General features: G+C 65.2%; 29 protein-coding genes. 12 read left to right on the top strand and 17 right to left on the bottom strand.

What is annotated here, in order from left to right:
• Nucleotides 1-60: 60 nt before the first annotated feature.
• Nucleotides 61-750, bottom strand: coding sequence for a hypothetical protein (locus tag B0I08_RS00820; RefSeq protein WP_106208882.1), 690 nt, complete (start codon nt 748-750; stop codon nt 61-63).
• A gap of 82 nt (nt 751-832) precedes the next feature.
• Nucleotides 833-1324: a DUF427 domain-containing protein gene (locus B0I08_RS00815; RefSeq protein WP_106208880.1), complete on the bottom strand. Its 492-nt coding sequence runs from the start codon at nt 1322-1324 to the stop codon at nt 833-835.
• A gap of 134 nt (nt 1325-1458) precedes the next feature.
• On the opposite strand from B0I08_RS00815, the gene B0I08_RS00810 reads away from it, so the two are divergent.
• From B0I08_RS00810 to B0I08_RS00795, 4 genes are read left to right on the top strand one after another with little or no spacing between them, the layout of a single operon-like run.
• Complete coding sequence (locus B0I08_RS00810; RefSeq protein WP_106208878.1) at nt 1459-1824, top strand: hypothetical protein; 366 nt, start codon at nt 1459-1461, stop codon at nt 1822-1824.
• Complete coding sequence (locus B0I08_RS00805) at nt 1817-2227, top strand: phage holin family protein (RefSeq protein WP_106208875.1); 411 nt, start codon at nt 1817-1819, stop codon at nt 2225-2227. The genes B0I08_RS00810 and B0I08_RS00805 overlap by 8 nt, the downstream gene beginning before the upstream one ends.
• A gap of 53 nt (nt 2228-2280) precedes the next feature.
• A complete protein-coding gene (locus B0I08_RS00800; RefSeq protein WP_181243113.1) occupies nt 2281-2733 on the top strand; it encodes a DUF3618 domain-containing protein in 453 nt (150 codons plus the stop codon).
• Between the two features lie 45 nt (nt 2734-2778).
• Complete coding sequence (locus B0I08_RS00795) at nt 2779-3879, top strand: YihY/virulence factor BrkB family protein (RefSeq protein WP_219905604.1); 1101 nt, start codon at nt 2779-2781, stop codon at nt 3877-3879.
• Nucleotides 3880-3895: 16 nt separating this feature from the next.
• Here the strand turns inward: B0I08_RS00795 and B0I08_RS00790 are convergent, their stop codons facing one another.
• The 4 genes from B0I08_RS00790 to B0I08_RS00775 form a co-directional block, all read right to left on the bottom strand.
• Nucleotides 3896-4075 carry a PspC domain-containing protein gene (locus B0I08_RS00790; protein ID WP_106208869.1) on the bottom strand — a complete coding sequence of 60 codons (180 nt, stop codon included), beginning with the start codon at nt 4073-4075 and terminating at the stop codon, nt 3896-3898.
• Between the two features lie 117 nt (nt 4076-4192).
• The gene (locus tag B0I08_RS00785; RefSeq protein ID WP_106208867.1) at nt 4193-4486 is read right to left on the bottom strand and encodes a hypothetical protein; all 294 of its coding nucleotides are present in this window, start codon (nt 4484-4486) and stop codon (nt 4193-4195) included.
• Between the two features lie 8 nt (nt 4487-4494).
• Entirely contained in the window at nt 4495-5340 is an 846-nt protein-coding gene (locus B0I08_RS00780; RefSeq protein ID WP_106208865.1) for a DUF3097 domain-containing protein, read from the bottom strand.
• A gap of 59 nt (nt 5341-5399) precedes the next feature.
• Nucleotides 5400-6266 (bottom strand): LysR substrate-binding domain-containing protein, encoded by an 867-nt coding sequence (locus tag B0I08_RS00775; RefSeq protein WP_106208863.1) that lies wholly within the window; start codon nt 6264-6266, stop codon nt 5400-5402.
• Between the two features lie 113 nt (nt 6267-6379).
• On the opposite strand from B0I08_RS00775, the gene B0I08_RS00770 reads away from it, so the two are divergent.
• Nucleotides 6380-7720, top strand: a complete 1341-nt coding sequence (locus tag B0I08_RS00770) for an MFS transporter (protein ID WP_245884423.1) — start codon at nt 6380-6382, stop codon at nt 7718-7720.
• 99 nt (nt 7721-7819) lie between these two features.
• Here the strand turns inward: B0I08_RS00770 and B0I08_RS00765 are convergent, their stop codons facing one another.
• On the bottom strand, nt 7820-9397 hold the full coding sequence (locus B0I08_RS00765; protein WP_245884422.1) for a DUF7059 domain-containing protein: 1578 nt from the start codon (nt 9395-9397) through the stop codon (nt 7820-7822).
• A gap of 66 nt (nt 9398-9463) precedes the next feature.
• On the opposite strand from B0I08_RS00765, the gene B0I08_RS17505 reads away from it, so the two are divergent.
• From B0I08_RS17505 to B0I08_RS00755, 3 genes are all read left to right on the top strand, one after another.
• A complete protein-coding gene (locus tag B0I08_RS17505) occupies nt 9464-9679 on the top strand; it encodes a hypothetical protein (protein ID WP_146134284.1) in 216 nt (71 codons plus the stop codon).
• Nucleotides 9676-10653: an aldo/keto reductase gene (locus B0I08_RS00760; RefSeq protein ID WP_106208861.1), complete on the top strand. Its 978-nt coding sequence runs from the start codon at nt 9676-9678 to the stop codon at nt 10651-10653. Before B0I08_RS17505 ends, B0I08_RS00760 begins: the two co-directional genes overlap by 4 nt.
• A gap of 97 nt (nt 10654-10750) precedes the next feature.
• A complete protein-coding gene (locus B0I08_RS00755) occupies nt 10751-11248 on the top strand; it encodes an FBP domain-containing protein (protein ID WP_106208859.1) in 498 nt (165 codons plus the stop codon).
• Nucleotides 11249-11265: 17 nt separating this feature from the next.
• Here the strand turns inward: B0I08_RS00755 and B0I08_RS17675 are convergent, their stop codons facing one another.
• Nucleotides 11266-11433, bottom strand: a complete 168-nt coding sequence (locus B0I08_RS17675; RefSeq protein WP_181243111.1) for a hypothetical protein — start codon at nt 11431-11433, stop codon at nt 11266-11268.
• 155 nt (nt 11434-11588) lie between these two features.
• Between B0I08_RS17675 and B0I08_RS00750 the strand changes: the two genes are divergently transcribed.
• On the top strand, nt 11589-11939 hold the full coding sequence (locus B0I08_RS00750; protein ID WP_106208857.1) for a DUF1801 domain-containing protein: 351 nt from the start codon (nt 11589-11591) through the stop codon (nt 11937-11939).
• 3 nt (nt 11940-11942) lie between these two features.
• Nucleotides 11943-12707: a VOC family protein gene (locus B0I08_RS00745; RefSeq protein ID WP_106208855.1), complete on the top strand. Its 765-nt coding sequence runs from the start codon at nt 11943-11945 to the stop codon at nt 12705-12707.
• A 21-nt stretch (nt 12708-12728) separates the two neighbouring features.
• Here the strand turns inward: B0I08_RS00745 and B0I08_RS00740 are convergent, their stop codons facing one another.
• The 3 genes from B0I08_RS00740 to B0I08_RS00730 form a co-directional block, all read right to left on the bottom strand.
• Nucleotides 12729-13556, bottom strand: coding sequence for a YidC/Oxa1 family membrane protein insertase (locus B0I08_RS00740; RefSeq protein ID WP_106208853.1), 828 nt, complete (start codon nt 13554-13556; stop codon nt 12729-12731).
• Nucleotides 13557-13638: 82 nt separating this feature from the next.
• Nucleotides 13639-13938: a hypothetical protein gene (locus B0I08_RS00735; RefSeq protein ID WP_146134283.1), complete on the bottom strand. Its 300-nt coding sequence runs from the start codon at nt 13936-13938 to the stop codon at nt 13639-13641.
• Nucleotides 13939-14016: 78 nt separating this feature from the next.
• On the bottom strand, nt 14017-15441 hold the full coding sequence (locus B0I08_RS00730) for an FAD-binding oxidoreductase (protein ID WP_219905587.1): 1425 nt from the start codon (nt 15439-15441) through the stop codon (nt 14017-14019).
• Nucleotides 15442-15553: 112 nt separating this feature from the next.
• Between B0I08_RS00730 and B0I08_RS00725 the strand changes: the two genes are divergently transcribed.
• A complete protein-coding gene (locus B0I08_RS00725) occupies nt 15554-16267 on the top strand; it encodes a TMEM175 family protein (protein ID WP_106208849.1) in 714 nt (237 codons plus the stop codon).
• Here the strand turns inward: B0I08_RS00725 and B0I08_RS00720 are convergent.
• A complete protein-coding gene (locus B0I08_RS00720) occupies nt 16226-17068 on the bottom strand; it encodes a helix-turn-helix transcriptional regulator (RefSeq protein ID WP_106208847.1) in 843 nt (280 codons plus the stop codon). The two genes, B0I08_RS00725 and B0I08_RS00720, sit on opposite strands and share 42 nt — an antisense overlap.
• Before the next feature lie 231 nt (nt 17069-17299).
• Between B0I08_RS00720 and B0I08_RS00715 the strand changes: the two genes are divergently transcribed.
• Nucleotides 17300-18244 (top strand): SDR family oxidoreductase, encoded by a 945-nt coding sequence (locus B0I08_RS00715; protein ID WP_106208845.1) that lies wholly within the window; start codon nt 17300-17302, stop codon nt 18242-18244.
• Between the two features lie 11 nt (nt 18245-18255).
• On the opposite strand, the gene B0I08_RS00710 is transcribed toward B0I08_RS00715, so the two are convergent.
• The 5 genes from B0I08_RS00710 to B0I08_RS00690 form a co-directional block, all read right to left on the bottom strand.
• Nucleotides 18256-19692, bottom strand: a complete 1437-nt coding sequence (locus B0I08_RS00710; protein WP_281260189.1) for a sugar porter family MFS transporter — start codon at nt 19690-19692, stop codon at nt 18256-18258.
• 90 nt (nt 19693-19782) lie between these two features.
• Nucleotides 19783-21255 (bottom strand): sugar porter family MFS transporter, encoded by a 1473-nt coding sequence (locus B0I08_RS00705; protein ID WP_106208841.1) that lies wholly within the window; start codon nt 21253-21255, stop codon nt 19783-19785.
• A 138-nt stretch (nt 21256-21393) separates the two neighbouring features.
• Nucleotides 21394-21780: a DUF3054 domain-containing protein gene (locus B0I08_RS00700; protein WP_106208839.1), complete on the bottom strand. Its 387-nt coding sequence runs from the start codon at nt 21778-21780 to the stop codon at nt 21394-21396.
• A gap of 120 nt (nt 21781-21900) precedes the next feature.
• A complete protein-coding gene (locus tag B0I08_RS00695) occupies nt 21901-22221 on the bottom strand; it encodes a hypothetical protein (RefSeq protein ID WP_106208837.1) in 321 nt (106 codons plus the stop codon).
• 61 nt (nt 22222-22282) lie between these two features.
• Complete coding sequence (locus B0I08_RS00690; protein ID WP_106208835.1) at nt 22283-22900, bottom strand: HdeD family acid-resistance protein; 618 nt, start codon at nt 22898-22900, stop codon at nt 22283-22285.
• Between the last annotated feature and the right edge of the window lie 163 nt (nt 22901-23063).

The following is a 23063-nucleotide window of genomic DNA, read 5'->3' as shown; positions in this document are numbered from 1 at the left end:
AGTCGCCGGGATGCCGAGCCTCACCCGACCGGGCGGCCCGGTGCCGCCGGGTCGACCGTCCTAGAAGTCGCCGCCACCACCGAAGTCGCCGCCACCAAAATCTCCTCCAAAGCCGCCGCCACCGAAGTCGCCGCCACCGTAATCCCCTCCGCCGGAGTCGCCACCCCCGTAGCCGCCGTCAGCTGACGCGGCCGTCGCATCGCCGGAGCCGCTGGCGTCTCCGCTGTCGCCGCCGTCACCAGAGTCGCCGCCGTCACCGTCACCCGACGCGTCGCTCGAACCGTCCGAACCGGCGTCCGGCAGGAATGAACTCATCAACGCAGACCCGATAACGTAACCGGCTACGGTCCCGAGCAATGACCCGGCGACCATCGAACCGAAGCCCATCCCCGCGCCGCCACCGCCGCCGGCCATCGAGCGTTCCATGGTGCCGGGCTGGCGAAGCTCCGATCGGGTCGCAGACGTAGCGAGGGACGCCGCATCCTGTCCACGCGGCTTGTCGCCCGCGGGAGCATTGGCGGTGAGCTGGTCGAACAATACGGTGCGCTGTTCCGGGGTCAGCTTCGAGAACGCCTCGCGGTGCACCTCTTCGATGGTTTCCGGCGGGGCCGTGCGCAGCAGGTATCGGTAACGCTCCACGGCAATCTCATCGTCGGTTCGCTCCGGCGCCGGGGTTCCATTTCTGCGGTACTGCGGCTCGTTCGAGTCTTTCGGATCTTCGCGTCCGAGAAGTCGGTCAAGGAAGCCCATCGCTCTACTACTTTCGTCGGAGTTGCGTATTTCTAGAAAGTATCCCGCGAATATGGATGGCAGCTGGACGAAAGCTGAATCGCTACCATCCCCAGGTTCCTGGTGCGCCCTTGAACGGGCCAACGATATTCGAGGTGATCCATCCACCGTAGAAGTCGCCTTCCTGCGCCACAACCGTCTCCCCGTCAACAGTGCACCGATCCATCGCCCCCGGGTACACGCAGACTCGATCGGCGAGAGATTCGTAGCCGGGGAGGGGCCGGGGATAGAACCAGCCCGCGCGGTCCACACCGCCTACCGAGAGGTAGCTGGCCGCTCCTTTGAACTCGCAGTGAGTGATTCCGGGTACGGGCGCGAGCGACCCAGACGCGAAGGCTCCGCGGGGTACGTAGTAGGCCGGAGGGTGGCTGGTCTCGAGGACACGCACGACGTCGGTTGTGTCCACAAGGGTGACACCGGCCAGCTCGATGGTGACGCGCTGGTTCATCACTTCGACGCGCGGCGGGCGGGGGTAGTCCCACACCGATTCTTGACCGGGGCCGGGCGGGATCGGAGTGTGGCGGCGAGAGATCATGGCCTACGGTACCTCAGCTTCCGGCGGTGCAGGAGGTCATTATCCAGACTCGAGCGAGACAGCAATACCCCCCTTTTCGGGGTGGCTATGCTTAAATACGGCAGCCTCTCGACGGCGTCAACGAAGGAGTTACTGTGCAAGGAAAAATTGTATTCGCCCTCGGCGTCGCCGCCGGTTACGTGCTGGGAACACGCGTCGGTCGCAAAGGTTACGAAGACCTGAAAAAGCAAGCGAACGACGTGTTGCACAATCCGCGGATCCAGAAATCAGTTGCGACCGCGGCCGATTTCGCGCGAGAGAACATCCCGGTCGTTGGAGACCTGGTCGGTGACCTTTCACAGAAGGTCCCGGGGCAGGCGGATGACCCTGCGCCCAAGCACAGCGCAGAGCACAACCCAGGCAGCGCCGAACAAGACCCCGGCAGCACAGACACCCCCGGCAGCCCACAAACCCCGGTCACCCCAGACAGCACAGAAAACCGCGGTGAACAGAATGCCTGATGACTACAACCCGGGAATCGGCGAGAAGCTCGGACTGATCGGTCTATTTCGCCAGCTGCCGGCTCAGATCTCGCGACTGATCCGCGACGAGCTGCGCGCAGCGCAGGTCGAACTCGTGGAGAAGCTCAAGGGTGCAGGCATCGGCGCGGGGTTGGTTCTGGGCGGCGCGATTGTCGCTCTCTATGCGCTGGGTGTCCTGATCACCACCGCAATTCTCGGGCTCGCCACGGTGCTGGCTCCTTGGCTGGCCGCGTTGATTGTTGGGGTGATGTTGCTTGTGGTTGCTGGTGTCCTCGTACTGCTCGGCCGAAACAAGCTCAAGACGGCCGTGCCGCCGCTTCCGACCGAGTCCATCGACAGTGTCAAGGAGGACATCCGTACGTTGAAGGGAGAGAACCGATGACTACGGGTCAGCCGGACGACCAGACGCCTCCCCCACCCGACGCGGAAGCCGGAGTGAATGCGATCCGGCTCGATGCTGAGCGCGCCCGCGCAGATCTCGACAAAACGCTCTCCGAAATCGAACGCCGGCTGGATCCTCAGCGCATCGTCCGGCCCGTGAAGAAAACAGCGCAGCGGTCGTTCGCGGCCGTCCGGGCGCAATACACAAAGGACCCAGTGCGGCTGATACTCGTGTCGGTGATCGCGGTGGGAACCATCGCCGCGGTGCTCATCCGGACCGGCCGGGGATCGGCTCGACAACAGACGCAGGCACAGACGCGGGCACACACGCCGGCACACACGTGGGCACCGACGCTGGCCGCGCCACCGGAGCCCGCGAAGCCGGCCAAGCCTGCCAAGCCGGCGCCGCGAACGAAGCCAGCCAAGGCATCCCACGATCCGCTGGTGAAAGCCGCGAAAAAGACATCAAGAAAAGCCAGACGGGCCGTCAAGAGAGCCCATAAATAGCCCATAAGTAACCGTCCACCACCGGTTTGCACCAACCAAGGAGTCATCGTGTCTGAACGAGCCAGCGAACGCGAACGTACCGCGCCAGACCCGGAGGATTCGAGGAAACCTGACTCCCCCACCGACCTCACCAAACGCTCGTGGAAGTACATCCTGCGCAAGACCATGCGCGAATTCACTTCTGACCAGTGCACCGACTTAGCCGCCGCACTCACCTACTACGGAACCCTGGCACTGTTTCCCGCCTTGCTCGCCTTTGTCTCGATCCTGGGTCTCGTGAGTGACGCCGAGAAAACCACGAACGCTCTGCTTGATCTTCTCGGCGGACTCGTTCCCCAGGACACGCTCGACATCATCAAGGAGCCGATCCAGAATCTCACCCAGTCGCCTTCCGCCGGGCTGGCTCTCGTAATCGGTATCGTGGGTGCGCTGTGGTCAGCATCCGGCTTCGTGGGAGCATTTAGCCGCGCTATGAACCGGATCTACTCAATCGAAGAGGGACGCCCGTTCTGGAAGCTTCGCCCGGTCATTCTTCTCGTCACCGTCATCGCCATCGTCTGTGCCGTAATAGCGGCGGTCCTTCTCGTCATCAGTGGACCAATTGCGGAACAGATTGGCAGCCTGCTGGGACTCGGGGAGACGGCGGTCTTTGTGTGGAACATCGTGCGCTGGCCGCTGCTTGCCGCACTCGCCGTGGTCATCATGGCGATCCTCTACTACGCGACACCGAACGTTCGCCAGCCGAAGTTTCGCTGGATGAGTATGGGTGCGTTGGTGGCCCTCCTCATCTGGGTCCTCGCATCAGCGGCATTCGGGTTCTACGTGGTGAACTTTTCCAGCTACAACGAGACGTACGGCTCCATCGGAAGCATCATCGTCTTCCTCCTGTGGGTCTGGATCTCCAACATCGCGCTCCTCTTCGGCGCCGAGATCGACGCCGAGATCGAGCGCGGCAGGCAGCTCCAGGCCGGCATCGCCGCCGAAGAGCACATCCAACTGCCGCCGCGCGACACGAAGGTCAGCGACAAGAAGGCCGAGCAACAGGCCAAAGATACCCGCGATGGACTGCGCATCCGCATCAACAGTGAGCGGGCCGCGGTCCGCCGCGCCGAGCAGGAGGCCCGAAAAGAAGATGAGAAGCAGTGACGTGAACCAGTGACTACTACGCAGCAGGCACCAGGATCCATAAGACGATGTAGATGACGATCTGAGGACCGGGCAGGAGGAGCGACAGCAGGAACAGGAGACGAACAACCGTGGGGTTCCAGCCAAAACGGTTGGCGAGGGCTGCACAAACTCCCGCGATGACGCGGCCGGTACGAGGACGTTGAAGACTATTCATAGCCTCATGGTGTCATCCGGGTGCGCGCGCGGCAATCGGGGTATCCCCCTACTTCCTGTCCCGTACCCTCACTATTCGTGGAGGAGCAGCGTCAGAAAACTACTCGTTGGCAGACCGCTACTGAGCGTCGGCGCCGGGGTCGCCCTCGAAGGCGGGGGCCAGCTCGAGAAACTTTTCGTGCACCTGGGCGGTGGCGAATGGTCCGTCACCAGACGAGTTGTGCTGCGGTTCGTCGAACTCCACCCACCACAGCTGGCCGCCGCCAGCGCTGCCCCACACGCCCTGCAGCGCCGATCCACCCGAGCGCAGGATGACCCCGCTCGGGCTTGCGGGCCATGGCGAGGGGTCGATTAACGAGGCGTCGCGAACGAAGACCTGGGCGGCAATGCCGAAGACGGCTGAATCAGTCATGGCCCCAGTCAACCAGCCGAAGGCTCGGTCACGAAGTCAATGAGCTGCTCCACGCGTCCCAGCAGAACTGGTTCGAGGTCCGTGTAGGAGTTCACCCGGCCCAGGATCCGCTTCCACGCTCGCGCGATATCGGCCTGGTCTGCGTGCGGCCACCCGAGCGCTTCACAGATGCCGTGCTTCCACTCGATGGTTCGCGGCACCGTCGGCCACGCCGCAATGCCGATTCGAGCCGGCTTCACCGCCTGCCAGATATCGACAAAGGGGTGCCCGACAACCAGCACCGACGATCCGTAGGGGCCGCGTGCGACGGCGTCTGCGATGCGACTCTCCTTGGAGTTCGGAACGAGGTGATCCACGAGTACCCCGACCTTGCGTCCGGGACCGGGTTTGAAATCCTTGACGATCGCGTCGAGGTCATCCACGCCTTCGAGATATTCGACGACAACGCCCTCCACGCGAAGGTCGTCTCCCCACACGCGCTCGACGAGCTCGGCATCATGTCTTCCTTCAACGAAGATCCTGCTGGGCAGCGCTACCCGCGCCCGGGCATCCGCCACAGCAAACGACCCAGAAGCGGTACGCGCAGCCGGACCCGCTTTCGGCTTGGGCGCACGCAGCGACACCGGCTTCCCGTCGATGAGGTATCCGGCGCCGAGCGGGAATAGTCTCACTCGACCGTGCCGGTCTTCCAGCTGCACAAAACGGTGCTCGATTCCGACAACCGCGCCCACGAAGCCGGTCGCGAGTTCCTCGACTACGAGATCGCGCTCCGCCTCCACGATCGTGGGCGCGACCGCGGGCGCCCGTCGAGTGAAGCCCGCAAGTACGTCAGAACCGTATCGATCATCATCCACTCGCCGAGGCTAGCCGATGCGAACCAGAGCACAGAGGCTCCACGCCGCGCGGCCACGACTCACGCGCGGGGCGACTGGCGCACGAGTGCGCGGTCCATGATCGCGGAGATAAGCGCCTCCACGGGTTCGCGTGCGGCCGCGGGATTGGCGAGGAGAGTGAAGTCCACGTCTCCGAGCGCCGGAAGACCGAAACGGTTGCTCACCTTGACCAGATCGGCAGGGATGAGCGTTTGTGGAAACACGGCGACCCCGATGCCCGCGCGTACCGCCGCGAGGAGCCCACTCACCTCGCGGGTGTTGCACGTGATCCGCCAGGTGCGGCCCGCCGCCTCGAGAGCGTCAATCGCGATTTGCCTGCTCACGCTCGGAGCCTGATATGCAATGAGGGGCACCGTCTGGCCGGGCTCGATCAGTGTCTTCTCGTGACCAACCCAGACCATGTTGTCGCGACTCACCCGAATGCCTTCCGACTCCTCGCTCGGGTTCTCCTTGATGAAGATCAGGTCGAGGTGTCCGGACTTTAGCCGCCGGTAGAGCGGGGCGCTTTGGTTGACCGTCAGCTCGAGATTGATCTGCGGATACAACTGGCGGAAGTGTCGAAGAATGCGGGGCAACTGCGTGATGGCGAGGTCGTCGGCGGTGCCGAAGCGTAGTCGGCCCTTCATGGCGGAGCCGCTGAAGTAACTCAGGGCGGAGGCGTGGGCCGCGAGGATGGTGCGCGCAAACCCCGCCATCGCGTCCCCGTTGTCCGTGAGGTGCACCTCGCGGGTGTCGCGCGCGACGAGCAGCCTGCCGGCAGCGGACTCCAGTTTGCGCACGTGCTGGCTCACCGTGGGCTGGCTCAGCCCCAGCTGAACCGCCGCGTTGGTGAAGCTCAGCGTCTCGGCGACCGCGAGGAAGGTCTTCAGAAGTACCGGGTCGAACATGACGCTCCATTCGCAAACGTAATGGGAGATATAGGTTCAATTTGCTCACAGAATAGCACCACAAGAGTAACGTCGAAGGTGACCCTTTATACGTAACGCACCTCAGGACATCAGTGACCACCGCTCTAACGACCACCTTTCCGCCCACCGAACCCATGCCCGTCGTTTCTCGACGAGCCCCCTGGAGCGACACGCTGTCGTCGCTTCGAGTACCCAACTTCCGGTTGTTCTCCGCATCCAACGTGCTGGCGATGTCCGGAAGTTGGATGCAGCGCATCGCCCAGGACTGGCTGGTACTCGAACTATCCGGCAGCGTCACCGCGGTCGGTATCACCGTGGCTCTCCAATTTGCGCCGATGTTGCTGTTCGGCCTGTACGGCGGACTGATCGTCGACCGATATTCCAAACGGATGCTGCTGATGCTCACCCAGGCCGTCGTGGCCGTACTGAGCACGGTCCTCGCTGTGCTCGCGATCACAGGAGTAGTGGAGGTCTGGCATGTGTTCGTGATTGCCTTCCTCGTGGGAATGGTCACTGTCGTCGACAACCCCACCCGGCAGGTCTTTGTCAACGAACTTGTCGGGCCGCGCCACCTCCGCAATGCGATCAGTGTGAACTCCTCCGTGTTCCAGCTCGGCGGCCTGATCGGGCCCGCCGTTGCGGGCGTGCTGCTCGTCGCCGTCGGCGCAGGATGGGCATTCGCTATCAACGCCATAACGTGCCTCGTAACCATCCTGACCCTGTGGCAGTTGAAGACCTCGAAACTGATTCGCACTCCCCCAATGCCGCGCAGCAAGGGCCAGCTGCAGCAGGGACTCGCGTACGTTCTGGGCAAGCCAGCGATCTTCTGGTCGGTCGTTATGGTGGCGATCCTCTCGGTTTTTGCGCTGACCATGCCCGTCATTCTCAGTTCCTACGCAACCGACGTCTTCCAGGTCGGCGCGGCAGGATACGGCTTGTTCAACACCCTTGTGGCCGGAGGCGCCCTCGCCGGCGCGATTCTGTCGACCAGACGCCGGGGTGTGCGTCTGCGCAGCGTGGTGATCACCGGCATCGCCTGGGGTGTACTGCAGGCAACAGCCGGTCTGATGCCCAACGAGCTGAGTTTCGGAATCCTGCTCGTCGCGCTCGGCGTGGCCAACCTGCTGTTCATTACCGCCGCAAATTCCCTCGTGCAGATGTCCTCGAACATCGGCATCCGGGGGCGAGTCATGTCCCTCTACGTTCTGGTACTACTGGGCGGGCAAGCCATTGGTGGTCCGCTGATGGGATGGATCGTCGAGAACCATGGCGCCCAGTTCGGGATGGCCGTCTCCGGGATCGTGCCCGCCGCGGCCGCCGCGCTCATCGGCATCCACCTGGCCCGACGCGGCCACCTCACCCTCAGGGTCGGCCTTCAGCGGCGCTCGCCGCTGGTGTCGATCGTTCGTCGTATCGACGGTGGCTTCCGCTAACTGGGACGGTGGCTTCCGCTAAATGGACTGCCCAGGCGGGTTAATTTGCCTACTTGGCTAGCCTCCGGACGAGTCAGATCGCGAATCACACCGGAGCCCTCACACCAGGAGAAAGCCCGTAACCACGAGCTCGCGAATACTCGGCAGCACCTCCGCGAGCACATCGCTTTCACGAAGCTCGAGGAGCTCGGCCAGTGCCGAGCAGATCGCGGCGATACTCAGTTCTCCGTCACAGGCACCGACGACCCCGGCCAGGACGGTGCCCATCGGATACACACGGGCAAAGGCGCCGCCCTGGCGCAGGGTCAGGGCGGCGGGGTCTTCGTCGCCTGGCCAGTAGTGGCGCTCCTCCGTGACGTCCGGAGCAACCGTGAGCATGGCCCGGGCGAGGGCGCCGTCGTCGAGCGCATCCTGCCAGTCGTGCGCAGCCACGGTCTCCGCCACATGGGCGCCGAGTCCGCCGGTCACGGGTGCGCCGAGGCGTTCGAGCCGCCGCAGGGTGGGTTTGCCCGCCGCGGGCCGACGCAGGGTGAGATAGCCGAACCCGACCTGGCGCACGCCGCGTGACGCGAAGTCGTCGAGCCAAGCATCGCTGAGGCGGTCGAACTCGTCGCCCGAACGGGTTCCTCCGTCTCGGATCCAGGTTTCGGTGTACAGCGCAGCGTCCTGCACCTCCCGTTCGATCACCCACGCGTCAAGTGCGGCGGCATCGACCCATGCCCCAACGCGGTCGAACGCGTCCTCGCGCTCGCGGTACTCCCAATTGCCCAGCATCTGGGCGACGCCGCCGCGGGTGAGGTGAGCGGCAGCGCCGGTCACCACCTCGGCGACAAGCGCGTCTCCGACCATCCCGCCGTCGCGATACTCATAGGCCGGAATGCCCTCCGTGCGCGGGGTGATAACAAACGGGGGGTTCGAGACGATCTGGTCAAACAGCTCACCCTCCACCGGCTCGAACAGGCTGCCCAGGCGGAATTCGATGTTGGTGATGCCGTTGAGTTCCGCATTCATCGCGGCAAACTCGAGTGCGCGCGCCGAGATGTCCGTCGCCACCACCCGGCGAGCGTGGCGGGACGCGTGAAGCGCCTGGATGCCGCACCCGGTTCCGAGGTCGAGCACGCTGTCAGCCGGCTCGGTGATGATCAGGCCGCTGAGAGTGAGTGATGCGCCGCCCACCCCGAGCACATGATTCTCTCTCAGGGCGTGGCCGAGCGCGAGCTCACCGAGATCACTGGCGATCCACCAGTTTATCGTGTCCGTGGCGTCCACGAAGCTGTAGGGCCGCAGGTCAATTCGTGCCCGCACACTCGCCGCGTCGAACGAGGCGGACTCGTGCGAAGCGGTTTCGTGCGAAGCGGACTCGAGCGAACTGGGCTCGCGCGAGGCGGACTCGAGCAGTCCGAGTTCGCGTGCGCCCGCGAGTCCGAGTGCCGGCAGAGCCTGCGCCGCGGCATCCCGCTCCGCTTCGAGTCCCAGCACGAACAGGGTGGCGAGGGTGTCGAGGGCCGTCGCGGTACCTTCCGCGCGGCGTCGTTCTAGGGCCCGGCGTGCTGGTACACGGTGACCGCGGTGCAACGCGGCATCCGCCTCGTCCCCCCACAGTTCCGTGAGGGTCGCCACCCGGAAATCGGCGGCGGACAGATCGGTGCGCAGAAGGCCAAGAAGTTCGGAAGTCACCCCGCAATCTAAGTACAGTCCGCGCACGACCGCCGACCACGGGCACCGCGCGTCTAGTCTGTTTTTATGAGCGACACCACAGGACCACGGAATGAGTCGGCAGCGCCCAGCGCGAAGCCGCTCAATGACTCAGCAGAAATGCGCGACGCCATGCGATCGATCGAGGCCATCGGCGAGGATCGCACCGGCACAGACACAGACCTCGACACAGATACCGATACCGATACCGATACCGACGTTGACACCGACGTCGACGTCGACACGGACGAGGACGGCTCGTGACGTTTACCCGTCTCGGCGCAAGCGGTCTGCAGGTTTCGCCGGTCATCCTGGGGTGCATGTCCTACGGGGATCCGCTTCGTGGAACACATCCCTGGAGCATGCCATTGGAGGAGAGCCGCCCGTTCATCCGCCAGGCCATTGAGCTGGGAATCACCACCTTCGATACGGCGAATGTGTACTCGCTTGGTTCGAGCGAAGAGATCGTGGGCCAGCTGCTCACAGAGTTCGCGCGCAGGGAAGACGTCGTCATCGCGACGAAGGTGCACGGCCGGATGCGCGAGGGCGCCAACGGTTCCGGGCTGTCCCGCGCCGCGATCATGCACGAGATCGACGCCAGCCTGAAGCGCCTGGGCACCGACTACGTCGACCTGTACCAGATCCATCGCTTCGACCCGGCGGTGCCGGTGGAGGAGACGATGGAGGCGCTCCACGACGTGGTCAAGAGCGGCAAGGCCCGCTACATCGGGGCGTCGTCGATGTTCGCCTGGCAGTTCGCCAGCATGCAGCATGCCGCCGAGCGCAACGGGCTCACCCGCTTCGTCTCCATGCAGGACCAGTACAACCTGCTCAATCGCGAGGAGGAACGCGAGATGCACCCCTACTGTCTCGCGACCGGCGTCGGGGTGATCCCGTGGAGCCCGCTGGCCCGCGGGCGCCTGACCCGCGACTGGGAAACGACAACGGGACGTAGCGAGACCGACACTTTCGGCCAGACTCTGTATCTGCAATCCGAGGCCTCCGACCGGCGGATCGTCGACACCGTGGGCGAAATCGCTGGGGAGCGGGATGTCTCGCGAGCACAGATCGCTCTGGCCTGGGTAATGAGCCAGCAAGCCGTAACCGCGCCGATCGTGGGCGCCACCAAGCCGGAACACCTGTCCGACGCTGTCGCGGCGGTCGATCTGGTACTCACGGGCGCTGAGCTGGAGCGACTGAGCCAGCACTACGTTCCCCACGCGCTTGAAGGGTTCTGACCCGCTTTGTCCGCTTTGGCGCGAACGCCGCCCGGTTGAGTCGCCCAGAGGGCCTCGCTAGGCTGAAAGTGCAGACATTGATACTCCGAGGGAGAGCATGAAGCCGCTGACCGAAGACGACATTCGCACCTCCATCGTCAACGCGGAGCCGGAGATTGTGGCGCGAATGCCTCTGCCCGGCCTGCACGAAACGCTCTGGGACGCGCGGGAGTATCTCGGGTGGCGTGATCCGCAAGCTCCCCAGCGCGGCTACATCGTGTATTGGCGGGATGACACGCCCGTCGGGATGGTGGTGCGTGCGTCGGACAGTCAGATGTCGCGTGCGCCATCGGCGATCTGCTCGCTGTGCCGAACCCAGCAGCCGGGTCATCAGGTTGCGCTGTTCGGCGTGTCGAAGGCCGGCGAGGCCGGACGCAACGGCAACTCAGTGGGTACTTACATCTGCGCGGACCTGGCCTGCTCGACCATAATCCGGATCGTGCCGCCCGCGTCCGACATGCAGCCGGACCCCGCCGACATCGTTGCCTCGCGGGCCGCCGGGCTGCTCGCGCGTCTGGACTCATTCACCAACGAAGTACTGAAGTCGGCAGCGTAGCGCCCGGTAGAACCGACTTAGGTGCGCTTGAGGGCGTGGAACGGGATGGCGATCGCGGCCACGATTGCGAAGATTCCCGCCACGAACATTGCGGTCTCGAAGCCGGGAGTCTCGAAGGCGTAAGCAAACAGGGCGATGCCCCCCACGAAGAGTACGAGGGATGCGGCGAATGCGATGCCGTTCATTGAGGTCCTGCTTTCTGCGGTTGGTGCCAGTGAGACGCTTCTCTATTCTCTACGATGAACCGACCGATTAGGCAATCCGGTCAAGATCCTTGGCGTCGGCGGCGGAATAGGTCAGGATGATGTCATTCGCACCTCCCCCATAAGGACGTGACATCATGGCCCCTTCCGCGATCGACCAATACATCTCCGGGCTGGAGGAGCCGCTGGCCTCGGTCGCAGTGACCCTGCGCGATCACATCGCGGCGGCGCTACCCGACGCCAGCGGCGACATCTGGCAGGGGCATCCCGTCTGGAAAATAAATGCACGGCCGGTCGTAGGGTTTGAGGCCGAACCGGAATACGTCATCGTCACCTTCTGGCGCGGCCAGGACATTCCCGATTCCACCGGCAGTCTCGTTCCGTCCGGCACGGGACGCATCGCGACTTACCGGGTCGCCAACCCCGCCTTCGTGCACGGTCCGGCGTTGCGCACCTGGCTCCAGCAGGCGGCTCAGCTGGAGGGGTGAACGATGCCAGCGCCCATCCGCTTTCCGGGCTCTCCGATCTGGGCCGATCTGCTCAGCTCTGACCCCGACCGGGCCGTTGACTTCTATGGCCAGCTTTTCGGATGGACGGCATTGAAGTCGAGCGTGGAGTACGGCGGCTACACCAACTTCTACAAGCACCGCAGGCGAGTGGCGGGGATGGCGTCGAACACCAGCAACACTCCGGACACCTGGACCACATATCTCTCCACCCAGGATGCCGACGACACGGCCGCGTCGGTGCTGGCGAACGAGGGCCGGGTGATCAAGCATGACCGCATCTCCGACGCGGGCACGGTCGTTCTCTTCATCGACCCCACGGGTGCGCTCGCTGGCGCCTGGCAACCGGGCGGCCACCCGGGGTACGAGATCACCGGAGAATCGGGCACGACCGTCTGGCACGAGTTGCACACCCGCGACTACCGGCAGTCGCTGCGGTTCTACGGCAATGTCTTTGACTGGAATCCCGCCGTCCTGAGCGACACCGCCGACTTTCGGATGTCGACCGTCGGTGCTCCGCAGCAGGCGCTGGCCGGGGTGTACGACGCCACCTATCTTGGGGCGGATGATCCGTCCCGCTGGTTGGTGTATTTCGGGGTCAGCGACCCCGACGAGAGTGCCGACCGGATCCGGAGACTCGGCGGGATGATGCTGGATGACGTCATCGACTCCCCTTACGGCCGGCTCGCGCACGCCGCAGATCCCACCGGCGCACTGTTCACGATCATCGAGGTCGGCGTCCGGGCCTGACGGCGGCACGCGCCACATTCCTCAGCTCAGCCGCGCGCGGAGAATGGCCCGTTCCACCAGCGTCCAGGTGGTCGACACCGCGAGGTAGATCGCCGCCGCGAGAGGCACGAAGATCGCGACGATCGCCGTGATGAACGGCGCCCAGCTGAGCATCGCCGCGACCCCGGGACTCAGCTGCGGCGTGCCACCCGACGGAGCCTGCTGTCGCGCCCGGGCTGATCGTGCCGCTGACGGCGCTGACGGCGCTGCCGGTCCTGACGGTGCTGCCGCCTGCCCTGGAGCATCGAGTTGCGCCTGCGCGAGCGCCGTGCGTCTGGCGAAGGCAGCCACGGTGACCAGGACCGCGAGCAGGACCACGTACACCGCGGCTTCCTGCCAGGTCAGGCCCGCGCCGACGGCTCCCGCGAGAGTACTGCCGAGCGGAACGCCGCCGACCGTCGCGTCCAGCAACGCATTGTCGTGCCCATTGATGGAGCCCAGCACAAACAGCCCGTACACCGTCGACAGCACGGGAGCCTGAAAGAGCAGCGGCAGGCAGCCGGCCAGTGGCGACGCCTTCTCTCTGCTGTACAGCTCCAAAGTCTTGCGCTGGAGCTGCGGGCGGTCTGCGGAGTACCGGCGCTGCAGCTCGCGCAGGGCCGGAGCCAACCGCCGACGGGTGCGTTCCGCGCGCACCTGCGAAATGCCCACCGGAATCAGGGCCAGGCGCACCAGCACGGTGAGCAGCACGATGGCAGCCGCCGCACTGGAGGCGCCCGCAACGGGCTGCAGCAGGCTGACGAGAGCGGAGAGAAATGAGTAAGCCGCATCGAGGACGGCGGCGATCGGAGTAAAGGAATAGAGGTCCACGGAATTCTCCCTGTGGTTGGAACGGATGGGTGGCCGGAGGGGCCACGAATCATCCGCCAGTCCACAGGGACAGCGAGAAGTTCTAGGCCCGGGACCCTCGTGAGGGTGCCCGGGTGCGGGGTCGTCCTGCGGTATCCGGATGCTGCGGGGCGGGCTCAGCGGATCGTTCCTGACGGCGCGCAAACGCGGTGCTGCGGGCGAGCGCGCTACGCGACCCGGAGGTTACCGCGGCGGCTTGCAACACGAGCACGGCCGCGATAATGGTCACGGCGACGGCCGCGGCCAGCGTGGTCGGTGACGCCAATGCCGCCGGCGCGAGCACGACGAGCAGCACGGCGAGGGCAGCAACAACCGCCGCCATACCCGCCCTGATGTGTCGCATCGCTTCGCCTCCCGTGGGCTCGACGCTACCGCATCGGTCACGCGCCCCGAAAGGGCACCTCACCTCCGGCCGGTGTCGCTACAGCTTTTTGCCGGGGTTCATGATCCCGTCGGGATCGAATGCGTGCTTTACCCGCTCCTGAAGTGCGCGCAGCACCGGGCCCAGCTCGTCATCGAGGTGGTCCTGCTTGAGAACGCCGATTCCGTGCTCCCCCGTGGCGGAGCCGCCAAGAGAGATGGCCAGGCGGATGATCCGGGCGTAAGCCTCCTGTGCGGCAGCCACATCGACCTCAGACGACGGGTCGAAACCAACGATGGGGTGCAGGTTGCCGTCACCGAGGTGCCCGCCCACCGCGATCGGGATGGCCAGCTCGGCGGAGATCTGCTCGAGCGAGCTCAACAGCGTCGGCAGCTGCGACCGGGGAACCGTGATGTCCTCGTTGAGACTCGCACCCCGTACCGCCTGCAGCGCGGGATGCAGCAGCCGACGGGCGTTCATCAACTCGTCGAGGGCGACAGCATCCGACGCGATGACTACCGCGGTTGCGCCGCCGGCCCGCAGCGTCTCAGCGTACGTGCGCACGTCGTCGGCGGCTCGTCCCGCCTCGTCTGACTGGATCAAAAGAAGCGCCGCGGTGCCCGCGGGGAGGGCGGATGCCGGGTCGTACGCGTTGATCGCGGTGATACACGCACCGTCGAGGTATTCCAGAACGCTAGGCCTGCGGCTCGAGGCGACGATGACACTCGCCGCCGCCAGCGCCTCGGCGACCGTCGCGAACGTTGCGGAGACCCCGAAGGCTGCGGCCGGTGCCGGGAGGAGCCCAACGGTGATCTCGGTGACAATGCCGAGGGTGCCCTCCGAGCCCACCAGCAGAGCCGTGAGATCGTAGGCGGCGACACCCTTGATCGTGCGCTGGCCGGTGCGGACGACGGACCCATCCGCGAGGACCACCGTGAGCTGCCGCACGAAGTTGCCGGTAACGCCGTATTTGACCGACAGCATCCCGCCGGCGTTGGTGGCGACGTTTCCGCCGATGGTGGACGCACGCCAGGAGCCCGGGTCCGGCGGGTAGAACAGTCCGACGGCCGACGCGGCGCGCGCGAGTGCGATGGTGCGCACCCCGGCCTGCACGGTGGCTGTCTGGTCGTCTCGGTCGACCCCGATGATCTTGTTCATGCGGGTGGTGTTCAGCACGAGGCATCCCGCAACGGCATTGGCGCCGCCAGCCAGTCCGGTGCGTGCACCCTGCGGAACGACGGGCACGTGGTGTGCTGCCGCGATCGCCACAATCGCCGCCACATCTTCTGTATTCGCCGGAAAAACGATCGCGAGCGGCAGGCCACTGGCGGTGCCGTCGGACTGGTCGCGGTAGTAACTGGCACCCTCGTCGGTCGCCATCAGCTGGGATGCCGGGAGGAGTGCCGCAAGTTCGTCGAACACCACGGATGATTCGGTGCCAGTGGGCGATTCGGAGCTGGCGGATGATTCGGTGAGTACTGTCACGATGATGGCCTTTCCGCCCTCCAGCCTACGAGGCGCTCGCGGGCCAAACGGGGGCTAAAGTCACTGGCGCGTGCGGATGGCTGCCGGCGTGCCCGGCCGCTAGATTGGCCCGATGGTAACGGAACGTGGGCTCGATCGGGTTGTCTTCTTCACCGACGCGGTTGCGGCGATCGCGATCACCCTGCTGGTTCTTCCGCTCGTTGATGAGGTATCCGGCGCGGCGGAGAGAAGTCTCAGCGTCGAAGAGTTCCTCGGCGAGAACCTCTCCCAGCTGACGGGTTTTGCAATCAGTTTCGCGGTCATCGCGCGACTGTGGATGGCCCATCACTCCCTCTTCCAACACGTGCGAGCCCACAGCCGGTTGCTCGTCTGGGTCAACTTCGCCTGGGCCTTCACCATTGTGATCCTGCCGCTGCCCACTGCGGTGGTCTCGGAGCTCTCGGTTGACCCGGCGGCGGTCGGCTTCTACATCGGCACCATGGCCGCGAGCAGCTGCGTGCTCACGGTGCTGATGGTGCTCATTGCGCGCACGCCGGGAGTACTCGATCCGGCTCTGCCCCTGTCATCGCGCGGAATGCTGGGGAGTGTGATCAACTCCGCCCTGTTTCTGGTGGCGTTTGTTATCGGGGTGCTCACGCCGGTGGGGCTGTGGGCGCTGCTCGCCCTGTTCCTCGCCGGTCCGCTTGAGCTGCTCCTGGTGCGACCGGTCGCGCGCAGGCTGATGCGGGCCGACGACAAAGCGGGCGTCGGTGCCCACCACAACGGGGCTCGGCCACCTGCCGAGTCAGCGAAGGGATTGAGCCCCGATGACGGAGAGCAGTTGTAGTTTCTCGTAGCTCTCGGTGCCGGGGGCGGCCGTGTACACCAGCAACGAGTGGGACTGGGTCGGGTCGGTCAACGTTTGGCAGGTTAGCTCCAGCGCCCCCAGCTCGCGGTGAACGAAGTTCTTGGTCTCGGGGGGACGGACGCCGATCTCGTGCAACTCCCAGATCGCGCGAAACTCGACACTTCGATCGAGGAGAGCGTCGGCGAGCTGGGCGGCTCGCGACGATGGGCCGCGGCGCGTCATGATCTCGCGCAGCCCGGAGACCCAGAGCCTCGACAGCAAGGGGTGGTCTTTGGGGGCGTACAGCAGTCGACTGGATTCGTCGGCGAACCAGCGATAGGCAATGCTGCGGTGCGCGCCGGCGAAGTGCGTGGTGTCGCCGGTGAGCGCGACGCCGAGGTGCGTCTGCCTGAGCGTCTCGCCAAGCTCAGTAACGATTTCGGCCGGAGTGTCGTTCAAACGATCGAGGATCCGCAGCAGTCCCGGGTTGATGTGGTCGCTCGAGGGGCCGCGTGGGGGTGGCTGATGCCCGGCGAGGCGGAACAGGTGGTCGCGTTCGTCGACAGAAAGGTGCAGGCCCTGCGCGATCGAGGCGATCATCTGTTCTGACGGTTGTGGTCCGGTTCCCCGCTCGAGGCGGGCGTAGTAGTCCGTCGACATGTGGCAGAGCCCGGCGACTTCTTCGCGTCGAAGACCCGTGATGCGGCGACGCTGACCCCGCGTAAGACCGACGTCTTCGGGCTGGAGAACTTCCCGCCGTCGGAGAAGGAACTCAGCCAAACCGCCCCTGTCGATCACCATGGACTTCTCCTCTCGAAGGGATCTCTCCCACCGTTCCGTCTACTTCTTACCGCCCCGGGGCGACAGATAACCAGTGACTGCCGATCCATCCCTGATGTCTCCGGACGTGTGTCCGGACGTGCCCCCAGGGGTGGCCTCCTCAGCCGTGACCTGGAGAGTCCTGGATAACCCCGGCCGCAGCGTCGAAGGTCGAAGAAGACAACCACGACCACCACCGCCGAGGAGTAAACAATGACACGCACACCCATCGACATCATCATCCCCGATCAATCAGGCAAGCGGGCCGTCGTCACCGGCGGCAGCGACGGCATTGGACTCCGTATCGCGACCCGCCTGGCCGCGGCAGGGGCCGAGGTCATCTTGCCGGTGCGCAACCTCCGCAAGGGGGAAGCAGCCGCCGCCCGCATCCTTGCGAACGCTCCGTCTGCTGCCGTCTCGCTTCGACACCTCGACCTGGCCAGTTTGGAGTCCGTCGCTGCCCTCGGCGAAGTCCTCCGCGGCGAGGGGAACCCCATCCACCTCCTGATCAACAATGCCGGAGTGATGACCCCACCCGAGCGGCAAACGACCGTCGACGGTTTCGAGTCGCAATTCGGAACCAACTACCTCGGCCATTTCGCGCTCGTATCCCACCTGCTCGCGCTGCTCCGCGCCGGCAACGCGCGGGTGACCTCGCAGGTCAGCGTCGCCGCCAACCAAGGCGCGATCAACTGGGACGACCTCAACTGGGAGCGCCGCTACCACGGCATGCGTGCCTACAGCCAGTCCAAGATCGCGTTTGGGCTGTTCGGCCTCGAGCTGAATCGGCGCAGCGAGGCCAATGGGTGGGGTATCAGCAGCAACCTCTCCCATCCGGGAGTCGCTCCCACGAGCCTGCTGGCTGCCCGGCCGGAGCTGGGACGCGGCGCGGACACCCGGGAAATCCGAACGATCCGATGGCTTTCTGCGCGAGGGGTCCTGGTCGGCACCCCCGAGACAGCGGCACTGCCCGCTCTGTACGCCGCGACCTCACCTGACGCGCACGCGGGCCGGTTCTACGGTCCGAACGGACTCGGTCACGTGGGTGGAGCTCCGGCCGAGCAGAAGCTGTTCTCGCGCTTGCGGAGCGAAGACGAGTCCCGGCGCATCTGGGAAACGGCAGAAGAGTTGACGACGGCACGCTTCCCCGTCGCCTGACGCTCCACGCCTCAGTTTTTCTTGGGAGCCTTTTTCTTGTCGACAAAGAGGGTGTTGGCTTGCTCAAGCGACATCCCATTCGTCTCCGGAATTTTTCTCAGCACGAAGATGAACGACAACGCGGCGAAGAAGGCGTAGAGACCGTAGGTGAAGACCAGGGAGAACTCGGCGAGCGGCGGAAAGGTCACCGTGACCGTGAAGTTCGCTATCCACTGCGCGGCGGCGGCCACGCCGAGCGCGCGAGCACGAATCCGGTTCGGGAAAATCTCGCCGAGCAGCACCCACACAACGGGACCCCAGGACGCCCCGAAGCTGATCACAAACACGTTGGCGGCCACGAGCGCGATCGGCCCCCAGGGCGCGGGAAGGCTCGGTGCGCCGTCCACCTCGTTGGCTTGGCTGAAGGCCAACGACATCGTGGCGAGGGACACCATCATCCCGAGCGACCCGACCAACAGGATCGGCCGCCGCCCTACCCGGTCGACGAGGGCTATCGCCACAAACGTCACGGCGATGTTGGTGACCGAGGTGATGACGGAAATCGTCAGCGAGCTGCTTTCCGCGAAGCCCACCGATCGCCACAGGGTGGTCGAGTAGTAGAAGATGACGTTGATTCCGACGAACTGCTGGAACACCGACAGGATGATGCCGATCCAGACGATTGGTTTGAGGCCAAACCGTGGTCCGCGCAGGGCGCCCTTTTCACTGGCGAGCTTGTCCGTTTCAATGCTCTCGCGCATGTCTCGGATGGCACGCTCCACGTCCTCGCCGGGCCACAGCCGCGAAAACAGGGTGCGCACCTCGTCATCGCGGTCCTTGAGAATGAGGTACCGCGGCGACTCGGGCAGGCGCCAGGCGATCAGCCCGTAAATTGCGGCGGGAAGTGCGCCGGCAAGGAACATCCACCGCCACGCCTCGAGACCGAGCCAGAATTCGGATGCCGCCGAGCCTGCAGCTGTGGCGAAAAGCGCATCTGACAACAGCGCCACGAAGATGCCCACGGTGATGGCGAGCTGCTGCAGGGAGGCGAGCCGTCCGCGCATGTGACGGGGTGAAATCTCGGCGATGTAGGCGGGCGCGATGACCGAGGCGATGCCAATACCCAGCCCGCCGACGAGGCGCCACAGAATGAGGTCCCACACGCCGAATGCCAAACCGCACCCGAGAGCAGACACAAAAAACAGCACCGCTCCGACCAGCATCGTCGGTATCCGCCCCCACCGGTCGGCGATTCGCCCGGCACCGTACGCGCCCACCGCACAGCCGATCAGCGCACTCGCCACCGCGAATCCGGTGAGCGACTGCGACAGGTCGAACTGCTGCTGGATGGGGTCGACCGCACCGTTGACAACGGATGAGTCGAACCCAAAGAGAAACCCGCCCACGGCGCCTGCCAGCGCGAGACCGATGACTTTGCGATTAGTTTTCGGCGCTGTTTCTGACATCACTGTCCACTCCGTTGTCGAACAATCGTGTGGGTACGATACGTCGAGACAGCGGCGAGGGGCAGCCGTTGGCGCCGGGGCGGGGCGGGTGTATTAGGCCCCGATCTTCTTCTTTTTCTTCACGAACAGCGTGTTCGCCTCCTCCAGCGACATTCCGTTTGTCTCGGGGACCACCTTGAACACGAACACGAACGATGCGGCGGCGAAGACCGCGTAGAGACCGTAGGTGAGAACGAGCGACAGTTCGGCCAGCGGCGGGAACGATACCGTGACCAGGAAGTTGGCGATCCACTGCGCGGCGGCGGCAATACCGAGGGCGCGCGCACGGATCCGGTTCGGGAAGATCTCGCCGAGCAATACCCATACGACGGGGCCCCAGGACGCGCCAAAACTGACCACGAACACGTTGGCGGCAACGAGAGCGATCGGGCCCCACGCTCCCGGAAGCGACGGTGAGCCGCTCACATCGTTGGCCTGGCTGAAGGCGACGGCCATGGTCGCCAGCGAGACGGCCATGCCCAGTGAGCCGCTGAGCAGGATGGGGCGTCGCCCGATGCGGTCGATGAGCGCGATCGCCACGAAGGTCACGGCGATGTTGGTCACGGCGGTGATCACCGAGATGGTGAGCGAGTCGCTCTCCTCGAAACCAACCGACTTCCACAGGGTGGTCGAGTAGTAGAAGATCACGTTGATGCCGACGAATTGCTGGAACACCGACAGGATGATGCCCACCCAGACGATCGGCTTCAGCCCGAAACGGTTGCCGCGCAGAGCGCCCTTCTGGGACCCCTGGGCGTCGGTCTCGATGCCTTCGCGCATCTCGCGGATGGCGCGTTCGACGTCGTCGTCGGGCCAGAGTCGGGCGAAGATGGCGCGCACCTCATCGTCACGGCCCTTGAGGACGAGGAATCTCGGAGACTCCGGCAGCTTCAGTGCCACCACGCCGTAGACGATGGCAGGGACAACGCCGGCGAGGAACATCCACCGCCACGCCTCAAGACCCAACCAGAACTCGGCCTCTGCGCCGTTTGCCGCGTTCGCGAACACGGTGTCGGACAGCAGCGCCGCGAAGATGCCGAGCGTGATGGCCAGCTGTTGCAGGGAGCCGAGGCGTCCACGCAGCTGTTTCGGCGAGATCTCAGCGATGTAGGCCGGGGCAATCACCGACGCGATTCCGATTCCGAGACCGCCAACGAGACGCCAGATGATGAGGTCGACGACACCGGTCGCGAGGCCGCACCCGAGCGCGCTGATCAGAAACAGGATCGATCCGACGATCATCGCCGGGATGCGACCGTAGCGATCGGCGAGCCGACCGGCGAGGTAAGCACCCACCGCGCAGCCGAGCAACGCACTCGCGACCGCAAAACCGGTCAACGAGTCGCTCAGGTTGAACTGGTCCTGGATCGGATCAACGGCACCGTTAACGACGGACGAGTCGAAACCGAACAGAAAGCCACCAAGCGCGCCGGCGATGGCCAGAAGGATCACCTTGGTGTTGGAGCGCGCCGGTGCGGTGGGACGCGCGGTGCCAGGGTCGGTGGCAGGGGGGTGTGTATCGGACATAGCCGGCTTTCTGGGTTGTGAGCGATAACCCAGTCAAGGCCCGGGTCCTGGAGCACGGACTTCGTTGACCGCGGTGTCGGTCGCGGTCCATGATCCCCGGACGGCGACGACACCGTCATACACTCTAGACCCGCGTTTCTACCCTCGCTTGGGGTGCACGGGCAGCCACCGCGCAACGGCGCGCCAGCCCAGGAGGAAGAGCGCGAGAACCACGGTCGTCACGATCACGAATCCGGGAGCGGTGCCCTGGCCGCTCACGGCACGCAGCAGCAACCCGCCGCCGACGGTGAGGCCCCAGACGCCGAGCCCGGTGCGCACGAGCGACATCGGCGCCCGCCACCCCCGCGTGACCAGCCACCCCAGCAGCAGTCCCACGAGAAACGGCCACGCGGTGCCGAACAGACCCGATGGGTCGAGGGCCTCGCTGTGGCTGGAGCGCCCGATCACGGCGAAGGTGAGCACAAGGAACGCGTCTAGGGCGACGGCGATGACCGCACGGCGCCGGGGCGAGCGGGACGTCGACATCCCCCGAGCCTAGACGCACTTCCACACCGCACGAGGAACCCGCACGAGGACACCGCATGAGGGACCCGCATGAGGGACCCGCATGAGGAACCCGCCAGCGTCAGCCCGACGTCAGCGTAGCTATTTTTTGAGGGCGCGGATGATGCGGCTCAGGGCATGGCCCGAAGCAAAAGTCAACGGAACCAGCACCCAGAGCAGGGACACGATGTTCGGGCGAAAGGTGGGACCGTTCGGTCCGCTGATGTAGGCGCCGATGGGCACGCTCACGCCGCCGCCACCACCCCCGCCGTTGTCTTTTTCGTCGCTGCCACCGCCGAATCCGAAGCTCACCAGGGCAACCGGCACGACTTCGACGCCGTCGAGGGTAATGGGCGCGCCATACGCGGCCTTCACTCCCATGGACTTCACCGTTTCTGTAACGTTCTCGAGTTCGTTCGCCATGCAGCCGACCCTACCGCCGCCCTCCCAGTCGGGGTCAAGGGGTCGTGGTCCAGGGTTGAGCTCACGCGGCGGACGGCGACGAGGCCGGACGAATGAACGCAACGAGCAGGGTCACGGCCCCGATCACGAGCAGAAGGACTGAGCCCACAATCAGCAACGACCGCACCGCGTCATAGGGCACGGCGACCAGGACGATACCTGCGATCACCGACACCACTCCCCCGATCACAACGAGTCCGGTACTGCGGCCTCGCGTTGCGGCGTCGCCGCGCGCAACGTCGCCGGGACCGTCTGGGCGGCGGAACACAGATGCGATTGAGGCCACGCCGTCGATAACCCAGCCCAGCCCGATGAGCCAGGCAAGGGCGGTCACCGAACCAAACGGGTTGTTGAGGCAGAGCACGCCGGCGACAACGACGAGCCCGCCCAGAATCACCTGCACGGCACGCGAGGTGCGTGAGGTAGCCCCGGAGACAGACCCGGTGATGCGGGAGATGCCCACAACAATGAGGTAGACCCCGAACAGCAGAGCCACCACCCGCAGCGCGCTCTGCGGCCAGAGCAGCCCGATCGCGCCTGCCACAATCGCGGCGGCCCCGGCGAGCATGCGCCAGCGGCGCTGGACCTCCAGCACCCGCGCGTCTATCTCGGCCGTTGTGTCGACATGTCGTGGGTTCATTGTTCCTCGACCCGCTTCTATCTTTGATGCTCGTGCGCCTGAAGTGCTGATGGCCACGACAGTACTCGTCGGGCCGGGCTGCACGACAGGCCTTGCCTGGTAATTACTTCACGGCATCCGGAACAAAACACCGCCAGCGCGCGGTGCGCTTAGCCGCGATGGT

Origin of the sequence: Glaciihabitans tibetensis, assembly GCF_003003265.1 — a bacterium.
Lineage (GTDB): Bacteria > Actinomycetota > Actinomycetes > Actinomycetales > Microbacteriaceae > Glaciihabitans > Glaciihabitans tibetensis.
This window is presented reverse-complemented; position numbering and strand designations above follow the sequence as displayed.

Coding starts and splice junctions, on each gene's coding strand:
- B0I08_RS00820 (WP_106208882.1), bottom strand. CDS start 750: ATGGGCTTCCTTGACCGACTTCTCGGACGCGAAGATCCGAAAGACTCG.
- B0I08_RS00815 (WP_106208880.1), bottom strand. CDS start 1,324: ATGATCTCTCGCCGCCACACTCCGATCCCGCCCGGCCCCGGTCAAGAA.
- B0I08_RS00805 (WP_106208875.1), top strand. CDS start 1,817: ATGCCTGATGACTACAACCCGGGAATCGGCGAGAAGCTCGGACTGATC.
- B0I08_RS00790 (WP_106208869.1), bottom strand. CDS start 4,075: ATGAATAGTCTTCAACGTCCTCGTACCGGCCGCGTCATCGCGGGAGTT.
- B0I08_RS00785 (WP_106208867.1), bottom strand. CDS start 4,486: ATGACTGATTCAGCCGTCTTCGGCATTGCCGCCCAGGTCTTCGTTCGC.
- B0I08_RS00775 (WP_106208863.1), bottom strand. CDS start 6,266: ATGTTCGACCCGGTACTTCTGAAGACCTTCCTCGCGGTCGCCGAGACG.
- B0I08_RS17505 (WP_146134284.1), top strand. CDS start 9,464: ATGAGCGACACCACAGGACCACGGAATGAGTCGGCAGCGCCCAGCGCG.
- B0I08_RS00755 (WP_106208859.1), top strand. CDS start 10,751: ATGAAGCCGCTGACCGAAGACGACATTCGCACCTCCATCGTCAACGCG.
- B0I08_RS17675 (WP_181243111.1), bottom strand. CDS start 11,433: ATGAACGGCATCGCATTCGCCGCATCCCTCGTACTCTTCGTGGGGGGC.
- B0I08_RS00750 (WP_106208857.1), top strand. CDS start 11,589: ATGGCCCCTTCCGCGATCGACCAATACATCTCCGGGCTGGAGGAGCCG.
- B0I08_RS00745 (WP_106208855.1), top strand. CDS start 11,943: ATGCCAGCGCCCATCCGCTTTCCGGGCTCTCCGATCTGGGCCGATCTG.
- B0I08_RS00735 (WP_146134283.1), bottom strand. CDS start 13,938: ATGCGACACATCAGGGCGGGTATGGCGGCGGTTGTTGCTGCCCTCGCC.
- B0I08_RS00725 (WP_106208849.1), top strand. CDS start 15,554: ATGGTAACGGAACGTGGGCTCGATCGGGTTGTCTTCTTCACCGACGCG.
- B0I08_RS00720 (WP_106208847.1), bottom strand. CDS start 17,068: ATGGTGATCGACAGGGGCGGTTTGGCTGAGTTCCTTCTCCGACGGCGG.
- B0I08_RS00715 (WP_106208845.1), top strand. CDS start 17,300: ATGACACGCACACCCATCGACATCATCATCCCCGATCAATCAGGCAAG.
- B0I08_RS00705 (WP_106208841.1), bottom strand. CDS start 21,255: ATGTCCGATACACACCCCCCTGCCACCGACCCTGGCACCGCGCGTCCC.
- B0I08_RS00700 (WP_106208839.1), bottom strand. CDS start 21,780: ATGTCGACGTCCCGCTCGCCCCGGCGCCGTGCGGTCATCGCCGTCGCC.
- B0I08_RS00695 (WP_106208837.1), bottom strand. CDS start 22,221: ATGGCGAACGAACTCGAGAACGTTACAGAAACGGTGAAGTCCATGGGA.
- B0I08_RS00690 (WP_106208835.1), bottom strand. CDS start 22,900: ATGAACCCACGACATGTCGACACAACGGCCGAGATAGACGCGCGGGTG.